Source organism: Streptomyces sp. S465 (assembly GCF_026898115.1).
Lineage (GTDB): Bacteria > Actinomycetota > Actinomycetes > Streptomycetales > Streptomycetaceae > Streptomyces > Streptomyces luomodiensis.
Window position 1 is genome coordinate 5,526,002 of record NZ_CP114036.1, and the last position, 16,734, is coordinate 5,542,735.

Consider the following 16,734-nt stretch of genomic DNA (forward strand, 5'->3'; position numbering starts at 1 on the left):
GAAAGCAGGACATGGCCAAGAAGCAAGGCGCCATCGAAATCGAGGGCACCGTGATCGAGTCTCTGCCGAACGCGATGTTCAAGGTGGAGCTCCAGAACGGTCACAAGGTCCTCGCGCACATCAGCGGCAAGATGCGTATGCACTACATCCGCATCCTGCCCGATGACCGGGTTGTCGTGGAGCTGTCTCCGTACGACCTCACGCGCGGACGGATCGTCTACCGCTACAAGTAGATCTCACGACCCGGAGAACCTCACACCCATGAAGGTCAAGCCGAGCGTCAAGAAGATCTGCGACAAGTGCAAGGTGATCCGCCGCCACGGCCGGGTCATGGTCATCTGCGACAACCTGCGCCACAAGCAGCGCCAGGGCTGACCCGCACCGACCGGTAGACCTGCACCACTCGCAGCATCTTCGCGCGACGACATAACTCTGTGTACATACGCAGTCACCCGTTCCCGCCCTGCGGGGACGACACCCCCGGTCGGAGGCCGGGGACCCGGTAGCCGTGTTCGGCGGCGGCCGGGAGTGGTGCTGCGGAAGACCTCCGACAACCATCTGGAGCCAGATTCATGGCACGCCTCGCAGGCGTTGATCTCCCGCGCGACAAGCGCGTCGAGGTCGCCCTCACCTACGTCTTCGGCATCGGTCGCACCCTTGCCCAGCAGACGCTCGCCAACACCGGTGTGAACCCGGACACCCGCGTTCGCGACCTGGCCGAAGAGGACCTGGTCAAGATCCGCGAGTACGTGGACAACAACATCAAGACCGAGGGTGACCTCCGTCGTGAGATCCAGGCCGACATCCGCCGCAAGGTCGAGATCGGCTGCTACCAGGGTCTGCGTCACCGCCGCGGCCTGCCGGTCCACGGCCAGCGCACCAGCACCAACGCCCGCACCCGCAAGGGCCCGCGTCGCGCCATCGCCGGTAAGAAGAAGCCGGGCAAGAAGTAGTCCGCACCGGACGCTGACAAGCGGTCCGAGCTGTAGGACCGACCACCTCCACGGGAGAATTCCAGAATGCCTCCGAAGAGCAGGACGGCCGGCGCCAAGAAGGTGCGCCGCAAGGAGAAGAAGAACGTCGCCCACGGGCACGCTCACATCAAGAGCACGTTCAACAACACCATCGTCTCGATCACCGACCCGACCGGGAACGTGATCTCTTGGGCCTCGGCCGGCCACGTCGGCTTCAAGGGCTCGCGCAAGTCCACTCCGTTCGCCGCGCAGATGGCCGCCGAGTCGGCCGCCCGCCGCGCGCAGGAGCACGGCATGCGCAAGGTCGACGTGTTCGTCAAGGGTCCGGGCTCCGGCCGTGAGACCGCGATCCGCTCGCTCCAGGCCACCGGCCTGGAGGTGGGCTCGATCCAGGACGTCACTCCGACTCCGCACAACGGATGCCGCCCGCCCAAGCGTCGGCGCGTCTGACCAGCTGAAGTAGGAGACAACAAAAACAATGGCGCGTTACACCGGGGCCGACTGCAAGCGTTGCCGTCGGGAGAAGCAGAAGCTCTTCCTCAAGGGGAGCAAGTGCGAGAGCGCGAAGTGCCCGATCGAGATCCGTCCTTACCCCCCGGGTGAGCACGGTCGCGGGCGCACCAAGGACAGCGAGTACCTGCTCCAGCTTCGTGAGAAGCAGAAGGCGACCCGCATCTACGGTGTCCTTGAGAAGCAGTTCCGTGGCTACTACGCGGAGGCGAACAGGAAGACCGGCAAGACCGGTGAGAACCTGCTGCGCATCCTCGAGACCCGTCTCGACAACGTGATCTACCGGGCCGGCTTCGCCAAGTCCCGCGACCACGCCCGTCAGCTGGTCCGCCACGGCCACATCAACGTGAACGGCCGCAAGACCGACATCCCGTCGGCCCGCGTCACCGTGAACGACATCATCGAGGTCCGTCCGAAGTCCCGGACCCTGACCCCCTTCCAGGTGGCTCAGGCCGAGGCGGGCGACCGCACCGTGCCGGCGTGGCTGGAGGCCATTCCGTCGCAGCTGCGGATCCTCGTGCACTCGCTGCCCGAGCGCCAGGTGATCGACACCCAGGTGCAGGAGCAGCTGATCGTCGAGCTCTACTCGAAGTAGTAGAGGGCTGGACGATACGGGCGGTACGGAGCCGTTTGGCACGTACCGCCCGTACCATTGAAGGGTTCGGCGTCAAATAGCGGGCGCCGAAGACTGGAGGCAAACCCCATGCTGATCGCTCAGCGTCCCTCGTTGACCGAAGAGGTCGTCGACGAGTTCCGCTCCCGGTTCGTGATCGAGCCGCTGGAGCCGGGCTTCGGCTACACCCTCGGAAACTCCCTGCGTCGTACGCTCCTGTCCTCGATCCCCGGTGCGGCCGTCACCAGCATCCGGATCGACGGGGTCCTGCACGAGTTCACCACCGTGCCGGGCGTCAAGGAGGACGTCACCGACCTGATCCTCAACATCAAGCAGCTGGTCGTCTCGAGCGAGCACGACGAGCCGGTCGTGATGTACCTGCGCAAGCAGGGCCCGGGTCTGGTCACCGCCGCCGACATCGCGCCGCCCGCCGGTGTCGAGGTGCACAACCCCGACCTGGTCCTGGCCACGCTGAACGGCAAGGGCAAGCTGGAGATGGAGCTGACCGTCGAGCGCGGTCGCGGCTACGTCTCCGCCGTCCAGAACAAGCAGGTCGGCCAGGAGATCGGCCGCATCCCGGTCGACTCCATCTACTCGCCGGTGCTCAAGGTCACCTACAAGGTCGAGGCGACCCGTGTCGAGCAGCGCACCGACTTCGACAAGCTGATCGTCGACGTCGAGACCAAGCAGGCCATGCGGCCGCGTGACGCCATGGCGTCGGCCGGTAAGACCCTGGTCGAGCTGTTCGGCCTGGCCCGCGAGCTCAATGTGGACGCCGAGGGCATCGACATGGGCCCGTCCCCGACGGACGCCGCGCTCGCCGCGGACCTGGCGCTGCCGATCGAGGAGCTCGAGCTCACCGTCCGTTCGTACAACTGCCTCAAGCGCGAGGGCATCCACTCCGTGGGTGAGCTCGTGGCGCGGTCCGAGGCGGACCTGCTCGACATCCGGAACTTCGGCGCCAAGTCGATCGACGAGGTCAAGGCGAAGCTGGCCGGTATGGGCCTGGCGCTCAAGGACAGCCCGCCCGGATTCGACCCGACCGCCGCGGCGGACGCCTTCGGCGCGGACGACGACGCGGACGCCGGTTTCGTCGAGACCGAGCAGTACTGAGACCTCCGGCGGGCACTCGCCCGTCGGTAACTGACACCGGTACCTGATACGGCCGGTGCAGACATCTAGGAGATACACATGCCGAAGCCCACCAAGGGCGCCCGTCTGGGCGGCAGCGCTGCGCACGAGCGGCTCCTGCTGGCGAACCTCGCCACCGCGCTGTTCGAGCACGGCCGGATCACCACCACCGAGGCGAAGGCCCGCCGCCTGCGCCCGGTCGCGGAGAAGCTGGTCACCAAGGCGAAGAAGGGCGACCTTCACAACCGCCGTCTGGTGCTCCAGACCATCCGCGACAAGAGCGTCGTGCACACTCTCTTCACCGAGATCGGGCCGCGCTACGAGAACCGGCCGGGTGGCTACACCCGCATCACCAAGATCGGTAACCGCCGTGGCGACAACGCCCCGATGGCGGTCATCGAGCTGGTCGAGGCGCTGACCGTGCAGCAGGAGGCCGTCGGCGAGGCCGAGGCCGCCACCAAGCGCTCCGCCAAGGACGCCGCCGGCGACCAGGCCGCCGCGAACCTCAAGAAGGACGAGGCCCCGGCCGCCGAGGCCACCGAGGCCGAGGCCACCGAGGCTCCGGCCGAGGAGAGCAAGGACGCCTGAGCGCCCTTCCGGCCACATGGACGGGCCCGCCCCCGCGACACGGGGGGCGGGCCCGTCCCGCATGGAGAGGAACCATTGGTGACTGACGAGGCGGCGCCCGGTTTCGTACGGGTCCGGCTGGATCTCGCCTACGACGGCAAGGACTTCTCGGGCTGGGCCAAGCAGCGCGAGCGGCGCACCGTACAGGGCGAGCTGGAGAGCGCGCTGCGGACGGTGACGCGCTCCTGTGAGACGTACGAGCTGACCGTCGCGGGCCGCACCGACGCCGGGGTGCACGCCCGTGGCCAGGTGGCGCACGTGGACCTGCCCGAGGAGCTGTGGGCCGAGCACCGGGACAAGCTGCTCCGCCGGCTGGCCGGCCGGCTGCCCCACGACATACGGGTCTGGCGGGTCGCCGAGGCCCCGGCCGGGTTCAACGCCCGCTTCTCCGCGATCTGGCGGCGCTACGCCTACCGGGTCACCGACCACCCCGGCGGGGTCGACCCGCTGCTGCGCGGCCATGTGCTGTGGCACGACTGGCCGCTGGACGTGGACGCCATGAACGCGGCCTCGAAGCGGCTCCTGGGCGAGCACGACTTCGCCGCGTACTGCAAGCGGCGCGACGGCGCCACCACCATCCGCACCCTCCAGCGGCTCGACTGGGTGCGCGGCGCGGACGGCATCGTCACGGCCACGGTGCGGGCGGACGCCTTCTGCCACAACATGGTGCGCTCGCTGGTGGGCGCCCTGCTCTTCGTCGGCGACGGCCACCGTGCCCCCGACTGGCCGGCCACGGTGCTCGCCGCGGGCGTGCGCGACTCCGCCGTCCACGTGGTCCGTCCCCATGGCCTGACGCTGGAGGAGGTCGGCTATCCGGCCGACGGCCAACTCGCGGCCCGTAACCGGGAGTCGCGCAACAAGCGCTCCCTGGCGGGTGCGACGGCGATCGGCTCCAGCTGCTGCTGAACCGTGAAGGGGTGTTGGCAGGCGATCACCGGGTACTCACCACGGGCATGGTGGCGCATCCGCCGGGCGGCAGAGGCCGAGGCGGCACGGGGATGGACATGAGGCGCTTCCGGGGCCTTCGGAAGATCGATAAAATCTGCCCACCGACAACGGTCGACGACCGCGAAAGGGACCCGCGTGACTACCAGCGAGGCCGCTGTACGGGAGCGCCTGACCAGGGCGCTCCAGGAGCGTGACGAGGAGATCGCCGATCGCTGGGTCGAGCTGCAGATGGAGCAGGCCCTGCTGGACACCGACATCGGGGAGGCCGAACTCCGCGAGGAGGCCTACGCGTTGATCGAGGCGCTGGTCCCGGGTCTGCAGAGCGGTGTGCCGGTGGACCGGGTGGTGACCTCCACCCCGGGGCTGCACGAGGCCGTGGTCGGGCTGTCGCTGCGCCGGGCGCGGGCCGGGGCCACGCCGACGGCCACCTCGCTCGCGGTGCTCGCGCTCAAGGAGGCCCTGCTCAAGGCGGTGCAGCGGGACACCCGTGACGCCGAGGAGCTGTTCGCCTCGGCGGTCTTCATGAACCGGCTGCTCGATGTGGCCGGGGCGCTGTCCTTCGAGACGTATGTGGAGGGCCGGGAGGAGATCATCCGCCGGCAGAGCCAGCAGCTGATGGAGCAGTCGACACCGGTGGTGCGGCTGTGGCGGCAAGTGCTGGCCGTCCCGCTGATCGGCACGCTGGACACCGCGCGGACCCAGGTGGTCATGGAGAACCTCCTCCAGGCCATCCAGGACCATGAGGCGCTGGTCGCGATCGTCGACATCACGGGTGTGCCGACGGTGGACACCGCCGTCGCCCAGCATCTGATGCAGACCGTCAACGCGGTGCGGCTGATGGGCGCGGACTGCGTCATCAGCGGGGTCCGCCCCTCGATCGCCCAGACCATCGCCCAGCTCGGTATCGATCTGTCCACCATCCTCACCCGGGCGACGCTGGCCGACGCGCTGGCCGCCGCGATCAAGCTGATCGACGGCCCCGGGCCCGACGGTGATGAAGGAGACGGCCGGTGACCGGTCAGCCCCAGCCCGGAGTTCCGATTCTGCGACTGGGCGATGTCCTGGTCACCGGCCTGCTCAATGAGCTCGACGACCGGACCGCCATCGCCTTCACCGAGGAGCTGACCGAGCGGATCTCGGCCGAGGGCGCCCGCGGGGTGCTCATCGACATCTCCCGGCTGGAGATCATCGACTCGTTCGTGGCCCGGACGCTGATGGAGCTGACCACGGTGGCCCGGCTGCTGGGCGCCCGGGTGATCGTGGCCGGGATGCGACCGCCGGTGGCGATCACCCTGGTCGAGCTGGGGATCGAACTCGTCGGTGTGGAGACCGCACTCAATCCGGAGCAGGGCATGGCCGCGCTGGGGTGGCGGCAGGCCCCACAGCCCCTGGAAGGGGCCCGACGTGGCACTGCCAGGTGAATCCCTGTTCGCCTCCCGCGGTACCAAGGTGTCCTCGCGGGCGCAGGGCCGGCGCCCGACCGCGCCGGCCACGTATCCGGTACGCACCGAGGAGGACCTGCTGACGGTCCGCCACGCGGTGCGTGCGGCCACCGTCGAGGTGGGCTTCGGCCTGGTGGACCAGACCCGGGTGGTCACGGCCGCCAGTGAGCTCGCCCGTAACGCGTATGTCCACGGGGGCGGCGGCACGGTCACCCTCGAGTATCCGTGCGAGTCCTCCGGACGGCGGGGGCTGCGGCTGATCGTCAAGGACGAGGGGCCGGGGATCGCGGACCTCGACGCGGCGCTCACCGACGGCTTCACCACCGGCACGGGCCTGGGCCACGGCCTGGGCGGCGCCCGGCGGCTGATGGACGAGTTCACCGTGCGCACCGGACCGGGTGAGGGCACCGTGGTGGTCGCCACCCGCTGGACGGTCCGGTGACCCACCCGCTCACGGCGCCCACCACCGAGGTGCGTGTCGACCACCGCAGCGCCGTGCACCTGGCCGCCGAGACGGCGCGTATGGTGGCCCGGGAGTGCGGGCTGCCGGGCGCGCTGCCCGATCAGGCGGCGCTGATCGCCTCGGAGCTGGCGACCAACCTGGACAAGCACGCCGGCGACGGCACGCTCTACGTCCAGCCCCTGCCGCTGGGCCACGGAGTGGAGATCGTCGCCGCCGACCGGGGCCCCGGTATGCGGGACCCCGAGCGCTGTCTGGCGGACGGCTACACCACCGCCGGAACGCTGGGGGGCGGGCTCGGCGCCGTCAACCGGATGGCCACCCACTTCACCATCCGCAGCGCCGACGGCCCCGACGCGGGCACCTGGGCCTGCGCCCGGCTCACCCCGCCGGGCGAGCGGCGGCAGGAGTGGCAGGGGGTGGGCACGGTCTGTCTGCCCGCCGAAGGGGAGGAGGACTGCGGCGACGCCCGCGCGATCGTCGACACCGGCTCCGCCCGCACCGCGGTCGTCCTCGACGGTCTCGGCCACGGCCGGGCCGCCGCCGAGGCGGCCCAGGCGGCCCTGGGGGCGTTCCACACCGGCCCCGACCGGCCGCTGCCGGAGGTGGTCACCCGGATGCACCGGGTTCTGCGGCACACCCGCGGGGCCGCGGTGGGGCTGCTGCGGCTGTACCCCGACCGCGCCGACTACTGCGGCATCGGCAACATCCGCGCCCTCGCCCTGAGCCACGAGGGCGTGTCGCACCGGCTGACCGGGCAGCCCGGGGTGGTCGGCTGGGAGATGCCCGCACCGCGCGTGCACGGTTTCCCGCTGCCCCAGGGGGCCACGGCGGTGCTGCACAGCGACGGCATCGACGCCCGCTGGGGGCTCGACCCGCCCCCGCGGCTGCTCCGTCTGCCGCCGCCCCTGCTGTCCGCCGCACTCGCCCATGGCCATCGCCGCGTCCGCGACGACGCCACGGTTCTCGCGGCCAGGTCTCCCTTAAGGCTTCCATGACGACGAGGACCCTCACCTGCGCCACGACAGCGGCGCTCAGCCGGGCCGTCCGGGTGCTGGCCCGGGACCACGCCCTGGACCCGGCGGTCCGGGCACGCCTGGTGCTGTCCGCCGCCGAGGCCGCCGGGGCGGCGCTGCGCGCAGGCCGCGAGACCGGGCTGACGTGGGCGTACGACCCGGAGGAGGGGGAGCTCACGGTGGTGCTGCGGATGCCGCCGGGCGGGACGGGCCCGGTGGCCGGGGACCTTCCGCTGGCCGCCGACGCGGTGACCGAGGACGAGGTGGTGTGGCGCCTCCCGGCGTCCCCGGCGTCCCCGGCCTCCCCGGGGCAGGCGGCGCCCGACGGTGCCGGGGAGGACGCCCCCGACGACGCCGCCCTCGCCGCCGAGGAGCTGCGGGCCGTCGTGGCCGCCGCCGACGCGCTCACCGCCGAGCACCGCCGCCTCAACGACGAACTCGCGGAGACCAACAGCGGGGTGCTCGCGCTCTACGTCCAGCTCGACGAGCGGGACGAGCAGTTGCGCACCGCACACGGCCAGACCCTGCGGGAGCTGGAGGACGCGCTGCGTCCGCCGCCCATCAAGGCCGACGGTCTCGAACTCGCCGTGCACTACGAGCCGGCCGGCACCGACGCGCCCACCGGCGGCGATCTGTACGACTGGTTCGTGCTGCCCGACGGCACCGTCCACATCACCATCGTGGACGCGCTGGGCCATGGGGTGACCAGTACGCGCAGCGCGCTCAACGTCACCCACGCGGTACGCACCCTGGCCCTGGAGGGCCACCGGCTCCAGTCCATCGTGGGCCGCACGGACGAGATCCTGCGCCCCTTCGACCGGTCGGTGATGGCCACCGTGCTGCTCGCCCGGATCGATCCGGCCACCGGTGAGCTGTGGCTGGCCAACGGGAGCCATCCGCCGGCGCTGTTGCTGCGCCGCGACGGGTCGGCCCGGTATCTGGAGGCCCGGGGGCGCGGGATCGGCTTCCCGCTGCCCGGCAGCGAGACGCCGCTGACCGAGCGGCTGGCCCCCGGGGACCTCCTCGTGCTCTACACCGACGGCCTCACCGAGAGCCGCCGGGACCCGATCGAGGGCGAGAAGCGCCTGATCGAGGCCGCGCACAAGCAGCTCCAGAGCCCGATCGAGGAAGTCCCCGGCGCCATCGCGGAGGATATGCACACGGTGATCCTGCATCCGGACGACACCCTCGCGATGGCGGTGCGGGTCGCCGGTCGGTGAGCCCGCCGGCGCGGGCCCGCGTCCATGGGTCCGTGCCGGCGGGGCCGGATCAGTGATCGGCGGCCGGGCCGAGGCGCTGCCGCGGGATACGGCCCTGATGGTCCCGCTGCCGGGGGACCGGACGCGGGAGCGGGCGCTCGTCATGCGGCTGCGCGCGGACCAGTTGCTCGAACAGGGGCCGCGCCGCGACCAGCGCCTCCCGCATCCGCTCGGTGTCGGCCTCGCCCTCATGCACCCGCGCGGCCATGGTGTGCAGCCGGCGGTAGCCGTCGATCTCGCCGGGATGACGGACGGACAGCGCGTCCATCCGCTTCTCGTCGGACTCGGCCGGATAGCCACGGTCGACGGCCAACGCGCCCAGCAGCCGGTCGGCTTCGCGCAGCGCCCATCCGGGTGAGTCCACGAACCGCTCCTGAAGGCCCGCCCACCGTGCCGCGTACTGCTCCCTCGCTTCGGGGGGCAGGCTCCGGACCGGCAGATCGCCGCTACGGCCCTGCCGCACCGAGGGGGCGATCACAAGGCCCGCCATGGCGGCCAGGGCCGCCAGCAGGATGATGAGCGTGACTGTTGACATCGCAGTGCCTTCCGCAGAGATTTCCCTCGCTCGAGGCTGTTATCACCGAGTGTTACCGATGATCTCTGCGGCAAACACGGCAGGTATGCGCCAAGGGTCTCAATTCCCCGTGGTGGACGAGGTGATGGCGAGGTCACCGGTGCGGGTGAGGTGAGGGCGGACACCGTGGGTGACCGGGAAGAGATCCGTTTTGTCGCGGTCCACGATGTCGCCGACGATACGGCCGATCCGGATCGGGGTGCCGGCCCCGGCCGACTTATGGAGCGTCAGGGTCCAGCCCGCGGTGCCCTGATCGTCCGTACGGGCCTCCTGGATCCGGCCGTAGGGGATGGTGAAGCGGAACCGGCCGCCGTCCACCGCCGTGACCCCGGTGCGGAACGGCCGGGCCGGGCCCCGGGACGGGGTGGCCACCGCGACCGGGGCGGCGCCGGGCCCGAAGCGCGCCCCGTGCAGGGTGCCTTCGACGGCGATCCCCTCGGCGTCCGGGCGGATCACCCGGGCCTCGGCGTGGGCCGGGCGCCGCCAGGCGCGCAGCGCGAGATAGCCGTCGACGGTGGGGTAGGGGATCCACCAGGCGAACGGAGAGCCGGGCAGCGGCTCCAGGCCCAGCAACCCGCGCCCCTCGGCGAACCGGCAGACGACCCGGCGGCGGGCGCCGTCGGCGGGGCGGACCACATGCAGATCCCAGCGGCCCTCGGCGAGATCGAGCGTCGCGCGGTCGAGCGTGGCCGTCCAGGGCGCGGCCGGCGCGGGGCCGGCCGGGGGCAGAAGCGGAATCCGGAAGGGGGCCTCGTCGCTCCTGCGGCGGGTGACGGTCAGCTCCAGCTCCTCGCCGCGCACCTCGGCGGGCTCCAGCAGCACCGACAGATTGCCCTCGGCGGTGACCCGGCAGGACGCCACGGGCCGCAGCGGCTTGCGGATCAGCTGCTTGACCGCGCTCTTGAGGGTGGCGGACAGCGGCGCCCCGGCCGCCCGGCCCCGGACCGGCGCGACCGTACGGCGCCGGGCGGCCGGGGCGACGGTGCCGCGGGCGGTGTGGAGTTCCCCGATGAGCCGCTCGTAGGCGGCCGCCACCCGCTCCGGTGCGTACCGCCGCGCCGCGACGCGGGCCGCCGCGCCCATCGACCGGCGCAGCTCGTCGTCCTCGATCAGGGTCAGCAGCCCCTTGGCGATGCCGTCGGCGTCGCCGACCGGCACCAGCAGACCGTCCCGCCCATCGGTGATGATCTCGCCGGGCCCGTGCGGGCAGTCGGTGGCGACCACGGGCACCCCGCAGTGCATCGCCTCGACGATCGTCATGCCGAAGGACTCCTCGCGGGAGGTGACGGCGGCGATCGCACCCTTGGCCCACTCGGTCTCGATGGGGGAGTGGGCGCCCATGAGGGTGATGTGGCAGGCCAGTCCGAGCTCGTCGATCTGACGGCGCAGCACCGGGAGTTGCGGGCCGCGGCCGTAGATGCGCAGATGCCAGTCGGGGTGTTTGGCGGCGACCGACGCCCAGGCCGCCACCAGCAGGTCGTACCGCTTGACGGGGATCAGCCGGCCCGCGGCCACCACCAGTTTGGCGCGCCCGTCGGAGGGCTCGATCCCGGTGGCGGGCACCCCGTTGGGCAGGGCGGTCAGCCGGGTGGTGACGCCGGGGAGGTGGGCCCGGTGGGTGGCCGCGTCGGCCTCGGAGACGGAGGTGTACGCGTCGAGGTGGGGTATGGCGGCGTCGCAGGCGGCGCGGATCTCGGCACGGTGGGTTCCGTAGAGCCGGTGCTCCTGGCCGATCCGCAGATAGCGGCCGGTCCGGCCGAGCGCGGCGAGGTAGATGACCAGGCCGGGGCGGGTGGCGATGACGACATCGGCGTCGGTGCGGCCGAGGTAGTCGGCGACGCGTTCGTCGGTGAGGGCGTTGAAGTTGGTGGTGCCCCTGGCCTCGGCGGCGGGGATGTGGGCGCTGGGCCGCGTCAGCAGCGGATGGCCGAGATCGGCGGGCCGGGCGGCCTTCTCGTGGGGGCGCAGGTCGATCAGGGGCCTGAGCCGCACGGCGGGGTGGAGGGGGAGGTTCGGGGTGTCGATGGTGCGGATCAGGGAGACGATCTCCACGGTGTGGTGCGCGGCGAGCGCCCCGGCCACATTGAAGGTCGACCGGATGGTGCCGCCGATGCCATAGGCGTTGTGGAGCAGGAAAGAAATCTTCATGGTGATGTACGCGCGGCGAGCCTGAGCTGCCGCGGCGTGCCCTCCCCTCCTGGGCCGCGCTGGGTTCTGGTTCCGGACCGGGCCGCATTGGGGCGGTGGTGAGCCGATTGGTGCTGCCGCTGCGGAGCCAGTAAGGACCGACTCGGTCGGTAAGACAGGCGGGAGCCGAGAAGGTTGCGTATGCGTGTGGTGATATGGGATCCACCACATTGGTGAAGGGGAGTACAACCCTCCCGGTGTTCCGGGAGTCTGCGGGGTGTCCGTGCGGTGACCGTGCGGTGTCCGTACGGTGACCGTGCGGTGTCCGTGCGGGTCCGAAATCGACGGGCGACGCCGAGCGGACGGTGAAGGGCCTGGAGCCGTCATCACGTACGCGGCGGTGCGGACGGGGCCGCACCTGACGGTGTCCTTCGGGACGAACCTCTCCGACCCCTCGAAGTCCGAGGTCCCGGAGCTACTGGTGAACGGGCAGGCGGTGAAGGCGGCGCAGGCCGCCGCACCGGCTGCTCAGTCGGTGGCGGCCGCCTCCGCCGACGCCTGGGCGCTACCGCGGGCCAGGATGCGGCGGAAGGTGTAGTCGGCCACGTCGCGGCCGGCCTGGAGGGTCGCGGCGTCCGACTCCGTGACCGCCTTCCCCGACGTATAGCCGGAGATCGTGAAGTAGGCGTACCGCCCGATCGCGTTCGCCGAGCTCTGGCAGGCGGTGCGGCGGCAGAAGACCGGCACGCCCCCGCCGGAGAGCGAGGCGATGTTGGGCTTGTACTGGTCCTTGGCCTTCTCGGCCGCCGCCTTGCCGTCGAAGACGGCGACGCCGACCGTCACCGCGACGCCGTCCCGCGAGAAGGTGGCCCGCAGCAGCTTACGGCAGCCGTTGTTCACCAGGACCGTGCCGAGCCCTCCCTGGGCGGCGGTGGCGCAGCTGGTCGTGGAGGCGGTGGACGCCTTCGCGTACGAGCGGTCGTCCTTCATGGCGCTCTTGTCCGGGAAGAGGGTGGCCGGACTCAGCGGCGCCTTGTCCCGCTCGGCGCTGGAGATGATGTCCAGCGGCTTCGGCGGCGCGGGCGGCGCCACATCGGAGAAGGTGGGCTCGGGCGCGGCCGACTCGCTGGGGAGCTTCTGGGGAGTGGGCAGCCCGTCGGCCGAGTCGCCGCCGTTCTTGCCCTTGTGGCCGCTGCTGACCACGGCGATGGCGACGATCGCGGCGACCGCGGCGGTCGCCAGCGCCCCGCCGCCGATGAAGAGCAGCTTGCGGCGGCGGTCGCGGGCGGCGGACTGGTCGGCGAGCGCCGCCCAGTCCGGGGTCGACTGCTGAGGCGGCTGAGATCCTTCGGGCCCGTAAGGCCCCCCTTGCGGCCCGTAAGGCCCCCCTTGCCCAAAGCTCATGGCGCGCATCTTAGACCGGCCGGATGACGCGGGGGACCCGCCGTGCGGGCACGCCACCCGGCGCGCGGCCCCGCCCGGTACGCCCTTCCGCCCCGGCGCGGAGGGGCGGGCGCGTCCCGTGGCCTCCCGCGCGGCGGGGGCACGGGGGTCCCATGGCCTCCCGCCGGATGTGTGGCCGGGCGCGGGTGTTCCGCCCCGCGGAGGGCCGGGCGCGTCTCGTGGCTCTCCTGTGCAGTGGGGGCGCGGGCGCGTCCCATGGCACCCGCGAGGTGGGGACATGGCTGGAGCGGAGGGTCCGTGGTGCCCTTGCGGGCGGATACCGTCCGGTGGTGGCCGGGTGCGTATGAGGTGGCGGGGGCTCGTGACCGCTGCCGGATGGCGGGATCGCCCCACGGTCTCCCGCGCGGCGGGGCGCGGGCGTGTCCCATGGCCTCCCGCGCGGCGGTCGCCCCCGTGCGGAGGGGCGGGCTCGTCCCGTGGCCTCCCGCGCGGTGGCGCGGGCGCGTCCCCTGGTCTCCGGCCGGGTGCGTGGTGGGGCGGGGGGCGTTTTGACCCGTGGAGGGGCGGGCCGGTATTCTGCCAGTTCGTTATGCGTATTGGCTTGCTCGTTCTCACGTGAGAGGCCGTTACGCCGGTTCACCGGGCCGATGACCAGCGGCAGGCACTCGGATGCGTCACCGATGTGCGGCCAGGGCTGTCGTGATCGTCCGGGTGGCCTTGTCCGGACCCGTCCCTCCGGTCCTCGCGGATCCGGGGAGACCCACTCACTGAAGAAGCGAAGGCTACGACCGTGCGTACGTACAGCCCCAAGCCCGGCGACGTTCAGCGTCAGTGGCACGTCATCGACGCCACCGACGTGGTACTGGGCCGTCTGGCCTCCCAGGCCGCCACCCTTCTGCGGGGCAAGCACAAGCCGGTGTACGCACCGCATGTCGACGCTGGTGACTTCGTCATCATCATCAACGCCGACAAGGTGCACCTCTCCGGCAACAAGCGGACCCAGAAGATGGCGTACCGCCACTCCGGCTACCCGGGTGGTCTGCGCTCCATCCGCTACGACGAGCTGCTGGAGAAGAGCCCGGAGAAGGCCGTCGAGAAGGCCATCAAGGGCATGCTCCCCAAGAACACCCTGGGCCGTCAGATGCTCTCGAAGCTGAAGGTGTACTCGGGCGACCAGCACCCGCACGCCGCTCAGCAGCCGGTCCCGTTCGAGATCACCCAGGTCGCGCAGTAGTCCCGGCCACCCCTTACGACGAAGAGAATCTGAGGAGCATCGTGGCCGAGACCACCGCCGAGACCCCCCTCGATGTCGAGGAGTACACCACCGAGAGCGTCGAGACGATCGAGTCGGAGTACACCTCCGAGTCGCTCGCTTCCCGCTTCGGTGACCCGCAGCCGGCCGCCGGCACCGGGCGCCGCAAGAACGCCGTGGCGCGTGTTCGCATCGTGCCGGGCAGCGGGCAGTGGAAGATCAACGGACGTACCCTTGAGGAGTACTTCCCCAACAAGGTTCACCAGCAGGAAGTCAACGAGCCCTTCAAGGTGCTCGAGCTGGACGACCGCTACGACGTCATCGCCCGCATCGCGGGTGGCGGCGTCTCCGGCCAGGCCGGAGCGCTGCGTCTGGGCATCGCCCGCGCGCTGAACGAGGCGGACGTGGACAACAACCGCGGCCCGCTCAAGAAGGCCGGCTTCCTGACCCGTGACGACCGCGCCACCGAGCGTAAGAAGTCCGGTCTGAAGAAGGCCCGCAAGGCGCCGCAGTACAGCAAGCGCTGACGCCCATCGCGGCACCGCAGCTTCACCCGAACGCCCCGGCGGCACCACCTGTGCCTCCGGGGCGTTCGGCTATCGCCACCTGGGGGCGTATACCTACAGGCAAGGTCCAGCCCCCCAGCTCGTAACTTCGGAGGACACCAGTGGGACGACTCTTCGGTACGGATGGTGTGCGCGGCGTCGCCAACGCCGATCTGACGGCTGAGATGGCGCTCGGCCTGTCGGTGGCCGCGGCGCATGTGCTCGCCGAAGCGGGAACCTTCGAGGGCCATCGACCGGTGGCGGTGGTCGGACGGGACCCGCGGGCGTCCGGGGAGTTCCTGGAGGCGGCCGTGGTGGCCGGGCTGGCCAGCGCCGGGGTGGACGTGCTGCGGGTCGGGGTGCTGCCCACCCCGGCCGTCGCGCATCTGACCGCGGCGCTCGACGCGGACCTCGGGGTGATGCTCTCCGCGAGCCACAACCCGATGCCCGACAACGGGATCAAGTTCTTCGCCCGCGGCGGCCACAAGCTCGCCGATGAGCTGGAGGACCGCATCGAGACCACCTACCGCGCCCACGCCTCCGGTGAGCCGTGGGACCGGCCGACCGGCGCCGGGGTGGGCCGGGTCCGGACCTACGACGAGGGCTTCGACGCCTATGTGGCCCATCTGGTCGGCGTCCTCCCCAACCGGCTCGACGGCCTCAAGGTCGTCATCGACGGAGCGCACGGCGCCGCCGCACGGGTCTCCCCGGAGGCGTTCGCGCGGGCCGGGGCCGAGGTCGTGACGATCGGCACCGACCCGGACGGGCTCAACATCAACGACGGCTACGGCTCCACCCACCTCGCCCGGCTCCAGGCCGCCGTCGTGGAGCACCGGGCGGACCTCGGCGTCGCCCACGACGGGGACGCCGACCGCTGTCTCGCGGTGGACGCGACGGGCCGGGAGGTCGACGGCGACCAGATCCTCGCCGTCCTGGCGCTGGCCATGCGCGAGGCGGGCGAACTGCGCAAGGACACGGTGGTCGGCACCGTGATGTCCAACCTCGGCTTCAAGCTCGCCATGCGGCGGGAGGGCCTCGAGCTGGTCCAGACGGCGGTCGGTGACCGCTATGTGCTGGAGGAGATGAAGACCCAAGGCTACGCGCTGGGCGGTGAGCAGTCCGGACACGTGATCGTCCTCGACCACGCCACCACCGGGGACGGCACGCTCACCGGTCTGCTGCTGGCGGCCCGCGTCGCCGCCACCGGCCGCACCCTGGCCGACCTCGCGGGCGTCATGGAGCGCCTGCCGCAGGTGCTGGTCAACGTCCCCGACGTGGACAAGTCCCGCGTCTCCTCCAGCGCCGACCTGGCCGCGGCCGTCGCCGAGGCGGAGCGCGAGCTGGGCGAGACCGGCCGGGTGCTGCTGCGCCCCTCGGGCACCGAGCCGCTGGTGCGGGTCATGGTCGAGGCGGCCGACATCGACCAGGCCCGCTCGGTCGCCGGGCGGCTGGCGGACGCGGTGAAGTCGGCCCTGGGCTAGGTCCCGGGCGGTGGTCCAGGGGGCCAGGGGGCCCGGCAGGGGCCCGGCCCCCTGGTCCGCTGGTCCTCTGGTCTTCCGGTCTTCCGGATTCCAGTCTTACGGGCCCCAGTCTTACGGGCCCCGGTCTTCCGGGACCCGGCTGTCCGGGACCCGGCCGGCCTTCCGGACTGCCGCTCGCCCCTCCGGACCGTTCCGCCCGGCCGCTGGACCGTGACCCTGTGGACCTCGGCCCGGCCCTGTGGCCCCTGGCCCTGTGGACCTCCACCCGGCCCCGCGGCCACGGTCGTCCGGGCCACGCGTTCGGGCCGGCCGTCCGGGCCGTGCGTCCGGGCCATCCGCCCGGTCTCCGGCCCTCGGTCCCGGACCATGCG

At 71.8% G+C, this 16,734-nt stretch carries 19 protein-coding genes; 16 read left to right on the forward strand and 3 right to left on the reverse strand.

What is annotated here, in order from left to right; all coding sequences use genetic code 11:
• Positions 1-11: 11 nt before the first annotated feature.
• From infA to N6H00_RS23270, 13 genes are all read left to right on the forward strand, one after another.
• Positions 12-233 (forward strand): translation initiation factor IF-1, encoded by a 222-nt coding sequence (gene infA, locus N6H00_RS23210; RefSeq protein WP_003956442.1) that lies wholly within the window; start codon positions 12-14, stop codon positions 231-233.
• A gap of 28 nt (positions 234-261) precedes the next feature.
• Positions 262-375 carry a 50S ribosomal protein L36 gene (gene rpmJ, locus N6H00_RS23215; RefSeq protein ID WP_003956441.1) on the forward strand — a complete coding sequence of 38 codons (114 nt, stop codon included), beginning with the start codon at positions 262-264 and terminating at the stop codon, positions 373-375.
• 197 nt (positions 376-572) lie between these two features.
• Positions 573-953 carry a 30S ribosomal protein S13 gene (gene rpsM / locus N6H00_RS23220; protein WP_060945198.1) on the forward strand — a complete coding sequence of 127 codons (381 nt, stop codon included), beginning with the start codon at positions 573-575 and terminating at the stop codon, positions 951-953.
• A gap of 66 nt (positions 954-1,019) precedes the next feature.
• Positions 1,020-1,424 carry a 30S ribosomal protein S11 gene (gene rpsK, locus N6H00_RS23225; RefSeq protein WP_009715860.1) on the forward strand — a complete coding sequence of 135 codons (405 nt, stop codon included), beginning with the start codon at positions 1,020-1,022 and terminating at the stop codon, positions 1,422-1,424.
• A gap of 28 nt (positions 1,425-1,452) precedes the next feature.
• Complete coding sequence (rpsD, locus tag N6H00_RS23230; RefSeq protein WP_268973749.1) at positions 1,453-2,079, forward strand: 30S ribosomal protein S4; 627 nt, start codon at positions 1,453-1,455, stop codon at positions 2,077-2,079.
• A 108-nt stretch (positions 2,080-2,187) separates the two neighbouring features.
• The gene (locus N6H00_RS23235) at positions 2,188-3,210 is read left to right on the forward strand and encodes a DNA-directed RNA polymerase subunit alpha (RefSeq protein WP_009715858.1); all 1,023 of its coding nucleotides are present in this window, start codon (positions 2,188-2,190) and stop codon (positions 3,208-3,210) included.
• A gap of 78 nt (positions 3,211-3,288) precedes the next feature.
• Complete coding sequence (rplQ, locus tag N6H00_RS23240; protein WP_268973750.1) at positions 3,289-3,816, forward strand: 50S ribosomal protein L17; 528 nt, start codon at positions 3,289-3,291, stop codon at positions 3,814-3,816.
• 78 nt (positions 3,817-3,894) lie between these two features.
• Positions 3,895-4,761: a tRNA pseudouridine(38-40) synthase TruA gene (truA, locus tag N6H00_RS23245; protein ID WP_268973751.1), complete on the forward strand. Its 867-nt coding sequence runs from the start codon at positions 3,895-3,897 to the stop codon at positions 4,759-4,761.
• A 177-nt stretch (positions 4,762-4,938) separates the two neighbouring features.
• Positions 4,939-5,817: an STAS domain-containing protein gene (locus N6H00_RS23250; protein ID WP_268973752.1), complete on the forward strand. Its 879-nt coding sequence runs from the start codon at positions 4,939-4,941 to the stop codon at positions 5,815-5,817.
• Positions 5,814-6,224, forward strand: a complete 411-nt coding sequence (locus tag N6H00_RS23255; RefSeq protein WP_268973754.1) for an STAS domain-containing protein — start codon at positions 5,814-5,816, stop codon at positions 6,222-6,224. The genes N6H00_RS23250 and N6H00_RS23255 overlap by 4 nt, the downstream gene beginning before the upstream one ends.
• Positions 6,225-6,252: 28 nt before the next feature.
• Entirely contained in the window at positions 6,253-6,687 is a 435-nt protein-coding gene (locus N6H00_RS23260; RefSeq protein WP_268977081.1) for an ATP-binding protein, read from the forward strand.
• Positions 6,684-7,703, forward strand: coding sequence for a SpoIIE family protein phosphatase (locus N6H00_RS23265; RefSeq protein ID WP_268973755.1), 1,020 nt, complete (start codon positions 6,684-6,686; stop codon positions 7,701-7,703). The genes N6H00_RS23260 and N6H00_RS23265 overlap by 4 nt, the downstream gene beginning before the upstream one ends.
• Complete coding sequence (locus N6H00_RS23270) at positions 7,700-8,941, forward strand: PP2C family protein-serine/threonine phosphatase (protein ID WP_268973756.1); 1,242 nt, start codon at positions 7,700-7,702, stop codon at positions 8,939-8,941. Before N6H00_RS23265 ends, N6H00_RS23270 begins: the two co-directional genes overlap by 4 nt.
• Positions 8,942-8,990: 49 nt before the next feature.
• Here the strand turns inward: N6H00_RS23270 and N6H00_RS23275 are convergent, their stop codons facing one another.
• The 3 genes from N6H00_RS23275 to N6H00_RS23285 all read right to left on the reverse strand — a co-directional run bounded on the left by N6H00_RS23275 (position 8,991) and on the right by N6H00_RS23285 (position 13,085).
• A complete protein-coding gene (locus N6H00_RS23275; RefSeq protein WP_268973757.1) occupies positions 8,991-9,515 on the reverse strand; it encodes a hypothetical protein in 525 nt (174 codons plus the stop codon).
• 99 nt (positions 9,516-9,614) lie between these two features.
• Entirely contained in the window at positions 9,615-11,702 is a 2,088-nt protein-coding gene (locus N6H00_RS23280; RefSeq protein WP_268973758.1) for a glycosyltransferase, read from the reverse strand.
• A 507-nt stretch (positions 11,703-12,209) separates the two neighbouring features.
• Positions 12,210-13,085, reverse strand: coding sequence for a hypothetical protein (locus N6H00_RS23285; protein WP_268973759.1), 876 nt, complete (start codon positions 13,083-13,085; stop codon positions 12,210-12,212).
• Positions 13,086-13,875: 790 nt separating this feature from the next.
• Here N6H00_RS23285 and rplM point away from each other — a divergent pair.
• From rplM to glmM, 3 genes are all read left to right on the forward strand, one after another.
• A complete protein-coding gene (rplM, locus tag N6H00_RS23290) occupies positions 13,876-14,319 on the forward strand; it encodes a 50S ribosomal protein L13 (protein ID WP_268973760.1) in 444 nt (147 codons plus the stop codon).
• Between the two features lie 41 nt (positions 14,320-14,360).
• Positions 14,361-14,864 (forward strand): 30S ribosomal protein S9, encoded by a 504-nt coding sequence (gene rpsI / locus N6H00_RS23295; protein ID WP_268973761.1) that lies wholly within the window; start codon positions 14,361-14,363, stop codon positions 14,862-14,864.
• A 140-nt stretch (positions 14,865-15,004) separates the two neighbouring features.
• A complete protein-coding gene (gene glmM, locus N6H00_RS23300) occupies positions 15,005-16,363 on the forward strand; it encodes a phosphoglucosamine mutase (RefSeq protein WP_268973763.1) in 1,359 nt (452 codons plus the stop codon).
• Positions 16,364-16,734: the final 371 nt, after the last annotated feature.

Excerpts from the sequence above, each read along its gene's own strand:
- infA (WP_003956442.1), top strand. The coding sequence starts at position 12 with ATGGCCAAGAAGCAAGGCGCCATCGAAATCGAGGGCACCGTGATCGAG.
- rpmJ (WP_003956441.1), top strand. The coding sequence starts at position 262 with ATGAAGGTCAAGCCGAGCGTCAAGAAGATCTGCGACAAGTGCAAGGTG.
- rpsM (WP_060945198.1), top strand. The coding sequence starts at position 573 with ATGGCACGCCTCGCAGGCGTTGATCTCCCGCGCGACAAGCGCGTCGAG.
- rpsK (WP_009715860.1), top strand. The coding sequence starts at position 1,020 with ATGCCTCCGAAGAGCAGGACGGCCGGCGCCAAGAAGGTGCGCCGCAAG.
- rpsD (WP_268973749.1), top strand. The coding sequence starts at position 1,453 with ATGGCGCGTTACACCGGGGCCGACTGCAAGCGTTGCCGTCGGGAGAAG.
- N6H00_RS23235 (WP_009715858.1), top strand. The coding sequence starts at position 2,188 with ATGCTGATCGCTCAGCGTCCCTCGTTGACCGAAGAGGTCGTCGACGAG.
- rplQ (WP_268973750.1), top strand. The coding sequence starts at position 3,289 with ATGCCGAAGCCCACCAAGGGCGCCCGTCTGGGCGGCAGCGCTGCGCAC.
- N6H00_RS23270 (WP_268973756.1), top strand. The coding sequence starts at position 7,700 with ATGACGACGAGGACCCTCACCTGCGCCACGACAGCGGCGCTCAGCCGG.
- N6H00_RS23275 (WP_268973757.1), bottom strand. The coding sequence starts at position 9,515 with ATGTCAACAGTCACGCTCATCATCCTGCTGGCGGCCCTGGCCGCCATG.
- N6H00_RS23280 (WP_268973758.1), bottom strand. The coding sequence starts at position 11,702 with ATGAAGATTTCTTTCCTGCTCCACAACGCCTATGGCATCGGCGGCACC.
- N6H00_RS23285 (WP_268973759.1), bottom strand. The coding sequence starts at position 13,085 with ATGAGCTTTGGGCAAGGGGGGCCTTACGGGCCGCAAGGGGGGCCTTAC.